The 14,096-nt window shown below is 61.2% G+C and carries 19 protein-coding genes; 4 read left to right on the top strand and 15 right to left on the bottom strand.

The features are described from left to right. Positions 1-70: 70 nt before the first annotated feature. The 3 genes from VMT30_05620 to VMT30_05630 form a co-directional block, all read right to left on the bottom strand. A complete protein-coding gene (locus tag VMT30_05620) occupies positions 71-601 on the bottom strand; it encodes a hypothetical protein (protein HVQ44415.1) in 531 nt (176 codons plus the stop codon). A gap of 601 nt (positions 602-1,202) precedes the next feature. Further along, complete coding sequence (locus VMT30_05625) at positions 1,203-1,742, bottom strand: nucleotide exchange factor GrpE (protein HVQ44416.1); 540 nt, start codon at positions 1,740-1,742, stop codon at positions 1,203-1,205. An 8-nt stretch (positions 1,743-1,750) separates the two neighbouring features. After that, positions 1,751-2,443 carry a transcriptional regulator gene (locus VMT30_05630; GenBank protein HVQ44417.1) on the bottom strand — a complete coding sequence of 231 codons (693 nt, stop codon included), beginning with the start codon at positions 2,441-2,443 and terminating at the stop codon, positions 1,751-1,753. A gap of 165 nt (positions 2,444-2,608) precedes the next feature. Here VMT30_05630 and VMT30_05635 point away from each other — a divergent pair, with 165 nt between their 5' ends. Both VMT30_05635 and VMT30_05640 read left to right on the top strand, forming a co-directional pair. Continuing rightward, positions 2,609-2,758 carry a lmo0937 family membrane protein gene (locus tag VMT30_05635; protein HVQ44418.1) on the top strand — a complete coding sequence of 50 codons (150 nt, stop codon included), beginning with the start codon at positions 2,609-2,611 and terminating at the stop codon, positions 2,756-2,758. A gap of 20 nt (positions 2,759-2,778) precedes the next feature. Further along, positions 2,779-3,834, top strand: a complete 1,056-nt coding sequence (locus VMT30_05640) for a DUF4185 domain-containing protein (GenBank protein HVQ44419.1) — start codon at positions 2,779-2,781, stop codon at positions 3,832-3,834. A 14-nt stretch (positions 3,835-3,848) separates the two neighbouring features. On the opposite strand, the gene VMT30_05645 is transcribed toward VMT30_05640, so the two are convergent. Further along, positions 3,849-4,574, bottom strand: a complete 726-nt coding sequence (locus tag VMT30_05645; protein ID HVQ44420.1) for a hypothetical protein — start codon at positions 4,572-4,574, stop codon at positions 3,849-3,851. Next, entirely contained in the window at positions 4,571-4,999 is a 429-nt protein-coding gene (locus VMT30_05650; GenBank protein HVQ44421.1) for a hypothetical protein, read from the bottom strand. The genes VMT30_05645 and VMT30_05650 overlap by 4 nt, the downstream gene beginning before the upstream one ends. A gap of 75 nt (positions 5,000-5,074) precedes the next feature. Here VMT30_05650 and VMT30_05655 point away from each other — a divergent pair, with 75 nt between their 5' ends. After that, positions 5,075-5,554, top strand: coding sequence for a peroxiredoxin (locus tag VMT30_05655; GenBank protein ID HVQ44422.1), 480 nt, complete (start codon positions 5,075-5,077; stop codon positions 5,552-5,554). On the opposite strand, the gene VMT30_05660 is transcribed toward VMT30_05655, so the two are convergent. The 3 genes from VMT30_05660 to VMT30_05670 form a co-directional block, all read right to left on the bottom strand. Then, the gene (locus VMT30_05660) at positions 5,511-6,155 is read right to left on the bottom strand and encodes a hypothetical protein (protein HVQ44423.1); all 645 of its coding nucleotides are present in this window, start codon (positions 6,153-6,155) and stop codon (positions 5,511-5,513) included. The two genes, VMT30_05655 and VMT30_05660, sit on opposite strands and share 44 nt — an antisense overlap. Before the next feature lie 85 nt (positions 6,156-6,240). Continuing rightward, positions 6,241-6,555 (bottom strand): type II toxin-antitoxin system PemK/MazF family toxin, encoded by a 315-nt coding sequence (locus tag VMT30_05665; protein HVQ44424.1) that lies wholly within the window; start codon positions 6,553-6,555, stop codon positions 6,241-6,243. Next, positions 6,555-6,857 (bottom strand): AbrB/MazE/SpoVT family DNA-binding domain-containing protein, encoded by a 303-nt coding sequence (locus VMT30_05670; protein HVQ44425.1) that lies wholly within the window; start codon positions 6,855-6,857, stop codon positions 6,555-6,557. The genes VMT30_05665 and VMT30_05670 overlap by 1 nt, the downstream gene beginning before the upstream one ends. A 38-nt stretch (positions 6,858-6,895) precedes the next feature. Here VMT30_05670 and VMT30_05675 point away from each other — a divergent pair, with 38 nt between their 5' ends. Further along, the gene (locus tag VMT30_05675; GenBank protein ID HVQ44426.1) at positions 6,896-7,027 is read left to right on the top strand and encodes a hypothetical protein; all 132 of its coding nucleotides are present in this window, start codon (positions 6,896-6,898) and stop codon (positions 7,025-7,027) included. Positions 7,028-7,126: 99 nt separating this feature from the next. On the opposite strand, the gene VMT30_05680 is transcribed toward VMT30_05675, so the two are convergent. The 7 genes from VMT30_05680 to VMT30_05710 all read right to left on the bottom strand — a co-directional run bounded on the left by VMT30_05680 (position 7,127) and on the right by VMT30_05710 (position 14,096). Then, positions 7,127-7,402: a hypothetical protein gene (locus VMT30_05680; GenBank protein HVQ44427.1), complete on the bottom strand. Its 276-nt coding sequence runs from the start codon at positions 7,400-7,402 to the stop codon at positions 7,127-7,129. A gap of 101 nt (positions 7,403-7,503) precedes the next feature. After that, entirely contained in the window at positions 7,504-9,129 is a 1,626-nt protein-coding gene (locus VMT30_05685; GenBank protein HVQ44428.1) for a hypothetical protein, read from the bottom strand. 102 nt (positions 9,130-9,231) lie between these two features. Continuing rightward, positions 9,232-11,154 carry a translation elongation factor 4 gene (gene lepA / locus VMT30_05690; GenBank protein HVQ44429.1) on the bottom strand — a complete coding sequence of 641 codons (1,923 nt, stop codon included), beginning with the start codon at positions 11,152-11,154 and terminating at the stop codon, positions 9,232-9,234. An 82-nt stretch (positions 11,155-11,236) separates the two neighbouring features. Continuing rightward, entirely contained in the window at positions 11,237-11,383 is a 147-nt protein-coding gene (locus tag VMT30_05695) for a hypothetical protein (GenBank protein ID HVQ44430.1), read from the bottom strand. Between the two features lie 408 nt (positions 11,384-11,791). After that, positions 11,792-12,310, bottom strand: a complete 519-nt coding sequence (locus tag VMT30_05700; GenBank protein HVQ44431.1) for a hypothetical protein — start codon at positions 12,308-12,310, stop codon at positions 11,792-11,794. A 355-nt stretch (positions 12,311-12,665) separates the two neighbouring features. Next, positions 12,666-13,490, bottom strand: a complete 825-nt coding sequence (locus tag VMT30_05705) for an EamA family transporter (protein ID HVQ44432.1) — start codon at positions 13,488-13,490, stop codon at positions 12,666-12,668. After that, positions 13,491-14,096, bottom strand: a complete 606-nt coding sequence (locus VMT30_05710; protein ID HVQ44433.1) for a riboflavin synthase — start codon at positions 14,094-14,096, stop codon at positions 13,491-13,493.

A 14,096-nucleotide genomic window follows, 5' to 3' on the forward strand; every position in this document is an offset into this window, starting at 1 on the left:
TAGGGGCTTAAGGTTTACTATTTTTTGTACGATTTTAGGTTAGGAAATTGGCACTCGGGTGTCAAGAGTGCTAATTACTAGCGGCGCGTTTTGCCAGTAAGGTCTCATACCGCCGAATCTCGGGAGAAAGCATGTGTTCGTGGATATCATCAAAACTGGCTTCCACCGTAATTTGCTTGCTGTCTGGCATGCTTTCATCAGGCATAGGGTCGGCGGCAACGAACCCAAATCTCTTAGCAATAGTGGCCATCGTTGGATTGGTTTTGCCTCGAATTTTTGTTGGCCGAGCGATATACCCGGCGTCTACGAGTAGCAGGTAATCCTGCATCCCGCGTATACCCATCAGCATGATACGTGTCATATCTTCACGCTGGGGGGTGCGGGCAACTACCCCATTGGCCGTGGAAGGCGGAAGGAAATCAATCCTGCTGGTTGACTCATCCTCTAAATCTGGTGGATGAATTATTAATCCTTCGTTATCGTACGGGCTTTCTTGGCCGCTAAACTCGCTTTTATTCGTTACCTTGTCTCTGGCTACTTCTACAAGCCTTTTTAATCGGTCTAAATCAAGGGGGATTTCATATTCGCGAGCGGTTGACATGATGGCCCGGGAAGCGCTTTCCTCGTCGAAATGGATTTCTTCCGGGGCAGCGGGCCGACGCCGCTCCTCACGTGCGGGCGCCTGATTTCTATTGGAATTCCTTCGGAATACCTCTCTGACCGATTCCCGGACAGCTTGTAGGGGTCCCTTGCGCCGGGCTTTTGGGGCTGGGCTAGAGTCCTCGTCCGCCATACTATCTGAGCCATGGGTGGTGCGGCCCTCTGGGCTGGCTGGCTGAGAGGCTTCGGCCGGCGTTTTCGGGAAGGATGCGGCTTCGACGGCTACGCGAGCGGCTTCGACGCGGGCTTGCGTGCGCGGGTCGTCGGGACCCCAGTCGGAATCTTGGTCGCTCCAGCGATCGTGATGGGCGGGGCGGCCGGAAGCTTTGACCGGCGAACTGTCGACATGGCTAGCGGCTTGTTCCGGGGTTGTGCCTGGGGTTGGCCAATCCTCAAAGGCATCACTGCGACGCCGGACTTGATCATTGAGCGAGGGAAGGTGTTGGAGCTCCCAATCGGTGGGGGTCGAGTCGTGGGGCGTAATCGAGGATTCGGGAGGTGGGCCTTGTTGCCTCATAGTACGATTATGATAGCAGATCGGTTTACGCTGCGGGCTCGGACGAGCCGCCCACTTCCACCATGGCGGGGCGCAGGATGGTGTCGCCGAGTTTGTAGCCGGCCTGGAGCTCTTTCGTGACGGTGTCGCCGGCGCCGTCTGAGGCGACGGCCTCGTGGCGGTGGGGGTCGAAGGATTGGCCGACAGACTCGAAGCGCTCGACGCCGAGGTTGGATAGGGCCTTGTCGAACTGCGCACGGATGGCGTCGATGGAGGCGGCCCAGGCGGCGTCGAATTTGGCCGGGCGGTGGGCCTGCTCCTGGTCGAAGCTGTCGCGCACCGCCAAAAATTCGCGCACCACGCGGGCGGTGGCGAAGTTGGCGAGGTCGGCGCGCTCGGCGTCGGCGCGGCGTTTGTAATTGATGAATTCGGCCTGGAGGCGCTGGAGGTCGGCGGTGAGTTCGGCGACTTGGTCGTTGGAGACGGTGCCGGGGGTTATGGTCTGCTCGGAACGAGCTTCAACGTGGACTTCGGTGGTGGATTGGTTTTGGGCTTCGGACTGCTGATCTTCGGTCTTTTTGGCCATAATTTCTCCTAATTGAGGGCTTCCTCTAATAGTTTACCGGTATATTGCACCAGGCCAATGACCGGGCCGTAATTTTGGCGGGTGGGACCGAGGACGCCGATGTAGCTACGGCTCGAAAACGGCGACTGGAAGCGGCTGATGATGAGGGTGGCGCCGGAGGCCCGGCCAATGGGGTTCTCGCGGCCGATGTAGACGCTGATGGGCGCGTTGGGGGCGGCTTCGGCGAGCCATTCTTCGAGGCTGTCGAGCAGGCGAGCGACTTCGTAGGCCTGGCGGCCGCCGTTGAATTCGGGGTGCTGAAACAGCCCGGCCATGCCGGTGAGGTAAAGGTTGGCGCCGATGGTGGCCAGCCCGAGATTGGAGGTGACGTGCGCCAGCGACTCGACGGCGTTTTTGATGGTGCGCTCATGCTCGCCGGAAGTGCGGATTTGGTGGGCGAGCGCCTGCTCGTGGCGGCCGTCGTGGGTGGGCTCATCGAGGGCGTTGACGTAGGCGCGGTAGCCTTTGTCGGTGGGGACGCGGCCGGCGGAGATGTGGGGCTGCATAATGTAGCCGCCGGCTTCGAGCGCGGCCATCTCGGCACGAATCGTAGCGCTGGAGGTTTCGAATTGCTCGCAGAGCGCCATGGAGCCAACTGGCTCGGCGGTTTTGGCATATAGCTCCACGATGGCGCCGAGAATGTCTTGCTGGCGGGGTGTCATAAGATTATTTTACTGGCTTTGGCACTCATGCGTCAAGAGTGCCAATCTGGTGAAGGACTGTAGTTTTTGATGAGGCTAGGCTTATTTTTGGTTATCTTTTGTAATTATGCACAAAGTAATGATGCTTTAAGCAAGGCAAAATCACACGAGTAACTGGAGGGAAGTATGATTTATACCATAATTGTGGTCCTGGTGATTTTATGGCTACTGGGGTTGATCGGTCATATTGGTGGCAGCCTTATTCATATACTGTTGGTGGTGGCGTTGGTCGTGTTTATCTACAATCTGATCACGGGGCGCCGAACCGGGGTGTAGATTTGTGCTAGGATGCGTCCATGAAGATCTTTCAGGCGATGCGAAGCATAACCTTGGTGGCTGCGGCAGCCTTGGTGGCGCCGACCGGTCTGGCGCAAGCGGTAACGGCGGCGCCATCGGCCGCGGTCACCAGGTGCGCGCGAAACCCCACCACGCCGGCCGGATGGCAGGCTTTGTTTCGTCAGCTGCCGCGGGCCGGTGACGGGGCTCTCTCGACCCTACTGCCGGATGGTCGAATAGCCTGGATATTTGGTGATACGGCGCGGCTCGATAGTCATGATTTTATTCATAATATGGTGGTTTTTACCTGCGGAACGCAGATCCAGCAGTTGGGGACCGCCGAGGCGATTCCGAATCAGGCCGACGGAAGCTACTACTGGGGTGGGCCGGCGGTGGTTGATGGGGGCAAGCTGTACATGATGGCGCCGCATGTGAAGGCGTCTGATAGTTGGCCCTATTTTGCCGCACTCGGCACGGATATGGCTAGCTTTAACGTAGGAACGGCGGTGACCCCCGCCTTTACCGGCTTTGCCCCCACGCCGTCGACCGGCCGGGCCGGGGGCGTGCAATGGGGAACCGGCGTGATGGCAACCGGTGGATATGTGTATATTTATGGAGCCTATTTGCCGGCCGGGGCGTGGGGATATTCGGTGCGGGTGGCGCGTGTGCCCTCGGGCCATCTCGCTACAATGTCGGCGTGGCGTTTCTGGGATGGTCATAGCTGGGGGACCTCTGAGCCAGCGGCCACGGATATCATTAGCAGTAGCGTAGATGGAACTGATAGCGCGTTTTCGGTGCAGCTGGAAGGTGGCAAAGTGGTGATCACGACGAAACGCGGCGGGGCTTTCTCGGCGGATGTGGGTCAGTTTGTGAGCGCCCAGCCGACCGGACCCTTTACCTGGACGCCGCGGGCAAACGTACCTACTACCGAGCTGCTTCATACCTACCTGGCGGCGGATCACCCCGAAACCGGCCTGCGCCTGATAACGGTAAATCAACAGCCCCAGGGACGGGCCTGGCCAGATGATGTCTGGGCAAATCCCGATGATTACCGGCCGCTATGGCTGGGGTACTAGGGCTTTGAATAGGCCTACTTGAGGGCTTTGAGGCCGTCGGCGATGGTTTTGGCGGCGGCGCGGGCGGCGGTGAGATCGTCGCGGGCAGTCACGAGTACCAGGCGGTTGGCCTCAAGGATGCCGCGGTCGGCGTTGTAATCGGACGGCTGGAGTGCGAGCAATTTGACGCCGAGACCGCTGGTGCGGCTTTGCGACGCGGCTAGTTTGGCGTCGAAGGCTTTTTTGGCGGCGACGAGCGGAGCGGTGTCTTTGCCCGCGGTCTTGGCGGCCTCGAGGCGAATTTGCAGCTGCGCTTGGAGCTGGGTAAATTTGGCTTGCGCGGCCGTGATGCGATCGTAGGTGGCGACGAGGCGAGTTTTGGGGAGCACCAGCGCGTACACGCGGTAGTCGCTGACGATACTGGCGGCGTCGGTGCGGGCGGCGGCAAGGACGGTGTCGGCTCTGAGCTTGGTTTGGAGGTTGGCAAGGCCGGTAAGTTCGGCGTTGATTTGGGCGGTAAGCCCCGCGAGATCGGCCGGGGTCAGCTTATTGCTGGCACGGAGTTTTTCGGAGGCGGCGGTGAGGCTGGCGATGCGGCGCGTGATTTCGGCATCACCTTTGACCTTGAGGTTGGTGAGCCGCTGAGCATTGTCGGCCGGGGCGGCGGGGGTGGCGCTCGCGACACCGTTGACGGTGGCGTACGGCATAGCCGATAGCAGGGCGGCGACGAGAAGGCGGCGAGTAATGGCGCGGTAGGTCATTCGGTGAGGTCTCCGGCTTTATCATTCAACGCGCTACTGGTGTTGTCCAGGCTGGTATTGGCGTCTCCCAGGCTGGCATCGGCGGCCTGCAATGAGGCGTCGACGCCGGCGGCGTAGTTGGTGATGGGGGCCTTTGGCGCGGATGACGGCCCGAGCCCGACCTTGGATTTGATTTGGTCGCCATACAAGAGATAGACGGCGGCGAGCAGCGCGACAAGGACTACCGGAATGAGTAGGGCAATGATTCCGCCAAAGCTGCGCTTGCGTTTGATTTGTTCGGGCGGAGGCGGCCCGCCGCCGGATTCAAACGGCTGAACGGTGGGTGATGGGGGCGGGACGACGGGAGCGGTTTCGGGTGGTGCGGTTGTATCAACAGCGCCGGATGTGTTGGTTTCGGGTGGTGTATCGGTTGGTGTATCAGTCACGATTCATCCCCTCGGTTAGATGGCTCTGGTTCTAGTTATACCACTTATGGTACGTTGATGCTCAAGAGGATAGTCATGAAACCTGCCCCCGATTTTCGTTTGCCAGATCAGAGCGGAACTATTCGTAGCCTTAAGGATTATGCTGGCAAATGGCTGGTGCTGTATTTTTATCCGGAGGACGACACGCCGGGTTGTACCATTGAGGCCTGCGCCTTTCGCGATGACTACCCGGCGCTGCAGGCCAGGGGCTTGAGCGTGGTGGGCGTGTCGCGCGATTCGGTGGAGAGCCATCAGCAGTTTGCCGAGAAACACCACTTGAATTTTCCGATTTTGGCAGACGAATCGCGCACCGTGCATGAGGCGTATGGGGCTTGGGGAAAGAAAAAGACTTTAGGCGTGGAATACGTGGGCGCTACGCGCAAAACCTTTTTGATCAACCCGCAGGGACAGATCGCCAAAGAATACCCCAAGGTGACCCCGATGGGACATTCGGCGCAGATTATGAAGGACTTTACGAAACTGGCGGGACCGGAGGGGTCGAAGCCGGAGGCGTAGGGTCTTTGGGGCCACGCCCGGCGCGGTGGCGGACTATCAGCACGATGGCGATAATGATGGCGACCAGCGCCACGAGCAGGCCCGAGGCGGCACCAGCGCTGAGGCCCAGCACGCGCGTGGGTTTGGCGGCCGGGCTGGCGGTGGGCGACGGCGAAGCGCTCGCGCTGGGGCTGGCGCTGGCCGAAGCGCTGGGGCTCGCGCTGGCGGCCGGCGGGGTGGCCGAGGCAGCAGGGGCCGGCGTGGCGGTGGCGGCCGCGGCCGAGACCGTTACGGTGCCGTCGCCCTTGTGGCAGCCGCTCGAGGGCCAGTAGCCGGAGAACGAGATGTTGGAGCCGGCGGTGAAGGTGGTGCTAGCCGAGCCGCCGCGGGCTATCTGGAAGGTGCCGCCGGGAAAGCCGCGCACCTCCATGCCGCCGGCATAGGGATCGTTGGCCGGCACCGAGAAGGTGAGCGTGACGGATTCGCCCGACGTGGCGGAGATGGACGGCGGCGTAAAGTAGCCGCCAGAACCGCAGCTGGCGCCATTGGTGCCGGCCGTGATGGCGTGCGTGGCGGCGCTGGCGGCGAGCGGAATGAGGCTCCCCAGAGCAAATAATGACATGGTGATGGATTGAACTAGTCGACGCATAAAACTTACCCTCGTTTTGGGGTTAGTTTAGCACGGTCTGGCGGGGTGTGGCCTGGTATTATGGTGCGAACATTTCGGCGAGGCGGTCGAGGATGAGATTGAGCTGGTCTTCTTCGAGCCGGCCTAATTTTGACACAATCCGAAGCGGACTCAACGCCCTGATTTGGTCAAGCTGAGCCTGCCCTTGCCTCCCTCGAAACTGGCAATCGACGCGGCTGGGATAGCGACGATGCTGCGAGGAGAGCGGCGCTATGATGAACGTGCCCGCCCGACGATTGAGGTCATCGGGAGATATCACTACGCACGGCCTGGGCTTGCCGACTTCGTTGCCCATGACTGGATCGAGGTTCATCAGGTAGACCTCACCGCGCATTACTCCCACCAGGGGTCCTCGTCGGCCGGCAATTCGTCGGGGAGAGATTTCATGTTGAGCCAATCGAGATCTTCTTCGGTGAGTTCGAGATCGCCGCGCGCGTAGGCGGCCTCCATGGCTTCGGCCCAGCCTTCGCGGGGACGACGATGGTTGGCGATGAGGATTTCGCCGTCACGGGCGATGAGCTCGAGCTCGCTGGCTTCGGTGAGGCCGGCCTGCTCGATGAGCGCCTTCGGGATGCGAATGCCGCGGGAATTGCCGATTTTGGTGAGATGGGTGATGGTTTTGGGTCGAGTGGGCATGACTACATTGTAATTACTTACTGGTGTAAAGCAATTGTTTGACGACCTTCGGGGGCGGCTACCTGGGCGGGAGGCTGGTGGTGAAACGGGGTAACCAGTTTGCCCTGAACGCCATGATGGTGCTGATGGTCGTCTCGGGTTTGGCATTGATACTCGGCGCGCTCTTCTAGGGGCCCGGAAGGGGCTCGAGCGAATTATCCCCTGTACCTGTCTGGGTACAGGGGATTAAAATATTTACTGACCGGGCACAACTCTACCCGGGCACAACTCTACGGTAACTGGATTAACCCGAACTCATACGCAACAAATAACCCCCAGCCAACAATTGCGAGATAGGTACCGAGCTTGCGGGCGAGCCAAAGCCGCTTGCGACGCTTGAGGTCCTGTGTGCGACGAGCAAGGATGGTGAGGACTACGAAGGCGAGGATCAGAACGACGAGGAATATGCCGGTGTAGGCTTCGTAGGTGTGGTAGCGGTGGGCCCAAAGTGAAATCCAATATGGGTCGTCGGGAGAAAGTGCGAAAAATGGTGCTGAAAAGTTCATGTCCAGATTATATACGAAAGAGCATAACAATTTTTTCATGTCTAGCTTTGCGACCTCCCGACGATGACTGGAAACGTCACCGTCGGGAAGCCGTGCCCGAGTTACCTCAGGCCGTCGTTTGCCAGATTGGCAATTCTGCTTTGTCCGCTATCGTCGGGGTGGGGATAGCCGTAATATCTGGTCTGCTGGAGCTTCGGGAGAGGGTTGTCGCCAAACCCGGAGCGGAGATCGACATGGATCACGTCGGCCCCAGTTAGCGTCAGATGAAGATCATCGAGGGTATCGACAACGCTCCCAGCCCCATGCCATGTTGTGGTCTGCGTGGGATCGCTCGGGTTTGGGAATATTTGCCGGTCGAGCTGACAGATGTTGCCGGCCTTCAGGACGTATGGGTATAGGGCGTCCAGGAAGCGTGTGGTGTTTGACGCCGCGCGCCCAGTCACCAGGATTTGCGTCAGGTCGGTCCTGATGATGTTTGACTCGCTCAAGGCGCGGGCATACATCGCCTGGGTATCGGGGCAGTCGGCCCACTCAGTTACATTCCATGGTCGGGGCCTACCGAGCTTGTGCGCGCTGTAGAAGTCCGACAGCATGTCGTCGAGCTTGGCGTTGTTCGCGCCGCCGGTGAAGCCGACGATGCTCCAGGTGCGGCCGCGGGCGGCGAGACCCTGAGCCATGGCGGCGATTTGGCCCTGCTCGAACATCTGGCGGGTGGTGGCACCGCTCTGCGCTAGGTCTACTACGCGGTAGGTCCAGGCGGGCGGGATACTGGCGTTGAGTTTGCGCCCAAGCCGTGTGATCCACGAGAAGTCAGAGTCGTTTTCGATGAGCGAGACGGGATGACAGGGTCCGATCACTGGCAGTGATTGCGGAACGCAGAGCGGGTTGTCGACATCCTGGTGGTGGCCGCTGGTGTACGAATCGCCGACCCCAATGAGCGCCGGGGCGAAGGGAACGACGAGATGCGCATTGCCATCGTCACCGAAGCCCGCCTCCTTGGAGCGCGCGATGTAGGCGACGACGGTAACGGTGGTGCCGGGAGTGAACTGATGGTTGGCGTTGAAGACCTTCCAGTTCAGTGCCAGCGTAGCCGGACTGTTGCCTCCATTATCACAGATGGAGGATCGCTTTTCCCAGGTGTCGATCGCGAGCACGAGCGTGGCCGGACAGGACACCGCGGCGAGCCCGACCTGTACATCCATGTTCCACAATGGCGTGGTAGCGCCGACCGACCAGGTGACGCTGGTGACGCGTCCCCGCTGCTTCCCGGGAGGCGGAGTGCTTCCTGGGCCGAGGATCAGGAGCGGGACGGACCAGTCGCTGATGAAGCCGCCCTGGAGGTTCGCCCGCATCATGAAGTAGAGGCTTGCCTCGGGATTGTGGTCGGCAACGTCAAGAGTGAGATCGACGGGGCGATCGAGTGGCTCGTCTGGCGGCGCGATGGAGACGATGTTGACGTTCTCGTCGTCGGGGATCACGGCCGAAGGGCTTGAGGCGTACCCGAACAGGTACGAGGTTGCGAAGTACGCACCTGCCCATCCGGGCGGAATTTCGGCGTGTACTACGCGCTGGGTCGCCACTGGCTGTGCCGATGCCAACGTGGCGATTGGTCCGGGCGGAATGGTTACTTGGGCGGATGCCCAGGAGGCGGGCACGAGGGCCAATACGAGGCCCGCGATGATCGCCAGCAGCACTTTCGTACTGCGAACAGCGAAGGGATGCGGCACGAGGACCGCTCCTTTCTTGTCGGAGGAAGTTCGGCTTTTGTTCTGCCGAACGCGCAAATCCTAGCCGATGGCGGTGCTGGAGTCAAGCAAAGGAATTTTGAATTAGCTATCTTTGCTCACCAGGATCATGAAGGCTTCGGCCGGGATGTCGAATTTGCCGACGCGTTTCATGCGTTTTTTGCCCTTCTTTTGCTTGTCGAGAAGCTTGTTTTTGCGGGTGACGTCGCCGCCGTAGAGGCCGGCGATGACGTCTTTGCGCACGGCTTTCACGTCTTCGCGGGCAATGATCTTGCCACCGATGGCGGCTTGGAGGGAGACCTCGAAGTTTTGCTTGGGGATGAGGGTTTTGAGCTTTTCGACGATTTGTTTGCCGGCGCGGTAGGCTTCTTCGGAGTGCGCGATCATGGACAGCGCGTCGACGGGGTCGCCGCCCACGAGGATGTCGAGGCGGACGAGTTTTTCGGTGCGGTAGCCGGAGAGCTCGTAATTGAAGCTGCCGTAGCCGGAGGTGATGGATTTGAGGGAGTCGTAGAAGTCGGTGAGGACGTTGGCAAGCGGGGCGTCGAAGGCGACGAGGGCGAGTTTTTCGTCGACGTAGGTGAGGTTGGTTTGGAGGCCGCGGATTTGGTTGATGAGCTTGATGACGCCGCCGATGTAATCGCCGGGTACCACCACTTCGCCTTTGATCCACGGCTCACGGACTTCGGCGATGTGGCTGGGGTCGGGGAGGTCGGCGGCGTTGCGGATGGTGCGCTCGGTGCCGTCGGTGGCAACCACGACGTAGTCGGTGCTGGGGCTGGTGACGACCATGTCGAGGCCGTATTCGCGCTCGAGGCGCTCGCGGATGATGTCTAGATGCAGCAGGCCGAGGAAGCCGACGCGGTAGCCGAAGCCGAGGACCTGCGAGGATTCGGGCTCGTAAATGAGCGCCGCGTCGTTGAGCTTGAGTTTTTCGAGGGCGTCTTTGAGTAAGGGGTATTGCTCATTTGAGGTGGGGAAAAAGCCGGCGAACACGAAGGGTTTGACTTGGCGGTAGCCGGGGAGTTGGTCGGTGGCGCGGCGGGCGGTGAGGGTGACGGTGTCGCCGACGCGGGCCTCGGAAATGGATTTGAGGTTGGTGACGACATAGCCGATTTGGCCGGTGAGGATTTCGGGGGCGGCGGTTTGTTTGGGCGCGAAGGTGCCGACTTCGACGGCGAGGCCGTCGGCGCGGGTCGCCATGAGGATGATGGTATCGTGGCGTTTAATAACGCCATCGACGACGCGGATGAAGAGGATGACGCCGCGGTGAACATCGTAGATGGAATCGAAAATGAGCGCGCGCAAGGGGGCATCTGGGTCGCCTTTTGGCGCCGGGACCTGCTCGATGATGGCGTCGAGGACCTCGGGCACGCCTTGGCCGGTTTTGCCGGAGACGCGCAGGATGGTGTGCGGATCGCAGCCGAGGAGGCTCGCAACTTCGCCGGCGACGCGCTCAGGGTCGGCGGCCGGGAGGTCGATTTTGTTGAGCACGGGGATGATTTCGAGGCCGGCTTCGATGGCGAGGTAGACGTTGGCGAGGGTTTGGGCCTGAATTCCTTGCGACGCGTCGACTACCAATACGGCCCCTTCGCACGCCGCTAGCGATCTGGACACTTCGTAGCTGAAATCGACGTGGCCTGGTGTATCAATCAAATTTAATGTGTACTCCCCTTTTGCTATGTAGGCTGCGGAAGATTCGCCTTCGCGTCGGCGAACGCTATCCGTCTCTTCGGGGAGTGCGGTATCTGAACCAGCGCCTCCGTGCTCAGGCGAATCTTCCTCCGCACTACCCGTCGCGCCACTGGGGGTCCACTTCATCTTTACGGGCTGGAGTTTGATGGTGATGCCTTTTTCGCGCTCGAGGTCCATGGAGTCGAGGAGTTGGGCCTGCATGTCGCGGTGTGCGACCGTGCCGGTGAGCTCAAGCATACGATCGGCCAAGGTGGATTTGCCATGGTCGATGTGCGCTATGATGCAAAAATTTCGGGTGTGGGATTGATTCACGGGATTTGATTATACCTTACGCGAGCTTGTTGTTAGGAGGGACGGGCGGTGCAGGGACCGCCCGTCCTTGCGTCCAGGGTGGTCAGCGATTGACCCATTGTGCGCAGACGAATCCGACGACGGCGCCCACCACGATGCCGACGACCATCGCCGGGCTTCCGATGGGGCCGAGGCTGGCGCCGAGAATTGCGCCAAAGGCGGCAAAACCGGCAACTATCGGCTTTTTCACCGATCTCTCCTCTTTGGGTCGGGGGGGGCGAGTAGTGGTGTGGGCCTAGCGGGGAGGGCCTTGGCGGCGGGGGTAGATGATCAGGAAGAAGATGCCGCCTATGAGGCCTCCTGCGATGAAGCCCCCTTCGCCCCGCCCGATCGCGCCACCGATTAGAACGCCACCAACAACGGCGGCGACAACCCATAGGGCAGCTTTCAGGTTCACCGACTCCTCCTTTGAGGGGTTTTTGCGAGGGCTTTGTCCACCTGGTTTGGACTTCTATTTTATAGCATATGATCAGAACGTAAGAACCCCGGAGGGGTCACCCCGGCACCGTAGCACCGGGGGACCCCATCCGGGGGTGGAGCGCCCGAGCGAGAGCCCAACCCCGAAGCGCGGGGCATCAGACTCGGGTTTGGGCTAGGATCAGCCCGCGAACCGGCGGCGGCGTCGCCGCGCCGGGACCCCCTGGAGCGCGAGCAGCTTACGAGGCTCCTCGCGCAGGGCGTACCGCCGGTTGCTCTCCGTCTTCACGACGGAGTCTTCCTCGAGCCGCTGGATGATCCAGGCGATCGTCCGCGCGAGCACGAAGCCGTCTTCTTCCCCACGGTTCGCGCTCTGGACGATCTTCCGGAATCGGTAGGACTGCCACACCTCGACGAGGGTGGCGTTGAGCTGAAGATTCAGCTCGTCCAGCTCAGCCAGCAGGCCGGGGGTGTCGCAACCGTCACTCGCGTACCAACCCTCCAGGATCTGGAAGGCGGTCTCGTGAATGGTGGCCGCGACGAGCAGGGTGAAGGGGCCGTAGTTGCCCTCCTCGACCCGCTCGAACACCGGGCTCGCCCCGAATAGCTCGCACGTGCGCGCGAACAGCTCGTCCAGGATGGAGCCCTGGACGAGCGGGGTCGGAACAACGGTGAGGTGCGACATGGTGCTCTCCTTCATTCACCCTCTCCCCTCTGGAGAGGAAGACCGTGTGCTGCCGAACACAACGGTCTGATGTGAAATGAGGCGATGCGAGCGATATGTGCGCATGAGGTAATTTCAAAGGTGGTGCATGTGTTTTGAACCGGTGAATGTTGCTTGCAGAGAATTCCGGTCCGGCAGCACGTAGACATGCTACATTAACTTTTGGGTTTTTGTCAAGGTTGGGCGACCTGAGTCTCGAAACCCCCTAAATCTTCCTCGCTCTCACTGAGTCCATTAGAACGGATAGGCAAAAAATGACAAAAATTGTCAAAAATCACCGAGTCACTCGAAATAAGGCTGGGGTTTTGAGATTCAGGTTGGGCGGAGCGGTCTATTGGGGCAAGGTGAGCAACACTATGGCGGCCAGGGCGGCGGCGAGGCCGGCGGCTTGGGTGCGATGGAGGCGTTCGGCGAGGAAGATGCGGCTCAGCAGCACGGTGGCGGCCGGCGAGAGCGCGATAACGGTGCCGGCCACGGCTAGGCTGCCGCTGCGCACGGCGGCCAGAGCGGCGACGGTGGCCACCGTAGAGGCCAGGCCGTCGCCGACCGAGAGCCGGATGGCGACGGGGCCGGCGGGCCGGGAGCGGGTGACCACCACGGCGCCCCAGGCGAGCACGGCCACCACGGTTTGGGAGGCTAGGAGCGGCCAAAAGGCAGTGGTGTGGTCGGTGTGTGAAATCAGAACGTGGTAAATGCCAAAGGCAGTGCCGGAGCCCGCCGCCAGCAACGCGACGCGCAGATCGGTGCGGGTTTCGCGGGGCCAGCCGAGCACGACAACGGCGGCGAGGGCTAGTGCCAGGCCGGCCGCGGCGAGGGCGCTGGGCGGACGGCCGGTGGCACAGCCGGCAATTACCGGAACGGCCGCCGCCGTGGTGCCGAGCAGGGCCGCGGCTACGCCGATAGGGCGGCCGAGCGAAAAGCACACGTAGGCGAGCAGCGCACCGGCAAAGGCCAGCACGCCGGCCGTGGCGCCGAGCATCAGGGAGCCGGGTCGGCCGCCGGCCTGGGGCGCCATGATACACACCATGAAAAAGGTGGTGATTTGGGACAAAAACATGGTGATGGCGGCCGGTTGTCGGCGCGAAGCTAGCCCGCCGAGAAAGTTGGCGGTGCCGTAGCCCAGCGCCGCGACGAGAGCGGCGATGATGAGTAGCATCTAGGGCGCAGGAGTGGGCCGATAGGCTGCTAGTTGTGCCGCGACGTATTTGCCTATGACGTCGGCCTCGAGATTGACGTGATCGCCCGGCTGGAGGCGGCCGAGGGTGGTGTCGCGCAAGGTGGTGGGAATGAGGCTGACCGAGAAGCCGGTACGGTCGGGCTCGACCACGGTAAGCGAGACGCCACTCACGGTAATGGAGCCTTTGGAAACGAGGTACTTCAGCACCTCGGGCGGTGCCTCAAACCGCAGTACCTCCCAGGCCTCGCCCGGCGTGCGTTTGGTGAGCGTACCCACGCCGTCGACATGGCCTTGCACCAAGTGGCCGCCGAGGAATGACCCCAGTGTGGCGGCACGCTCGAGGTTGACGCGGTCGCCCGGCTGGAGGCTGCCGAGGGTGGTGTGCTTGAGGGTTTCGTCCATGACGTCGGCCATGAACACGCCGTGCCGAGCGTCGCCGGTGGCCGTGAGACAAACACCGTTGACGGCCACGGACTCGCCGTGCGCTACATCGGCTGGAACGCCGGATACTCCGAGGCGGATGGAGTCGGCCAGGCGCTCGAGCTTGGTGACCTCGCCAACGTGCTGGATGATGCCGGTAAACAT

The organism is Candidatus Saccharimonadia bacterium, from assembly GCA_035544015.1.
Classification (GTDB): Bacteria; Patescibacteriota; Saccharimonadia; order UBA4664; family UBA4664; genus UBA5169.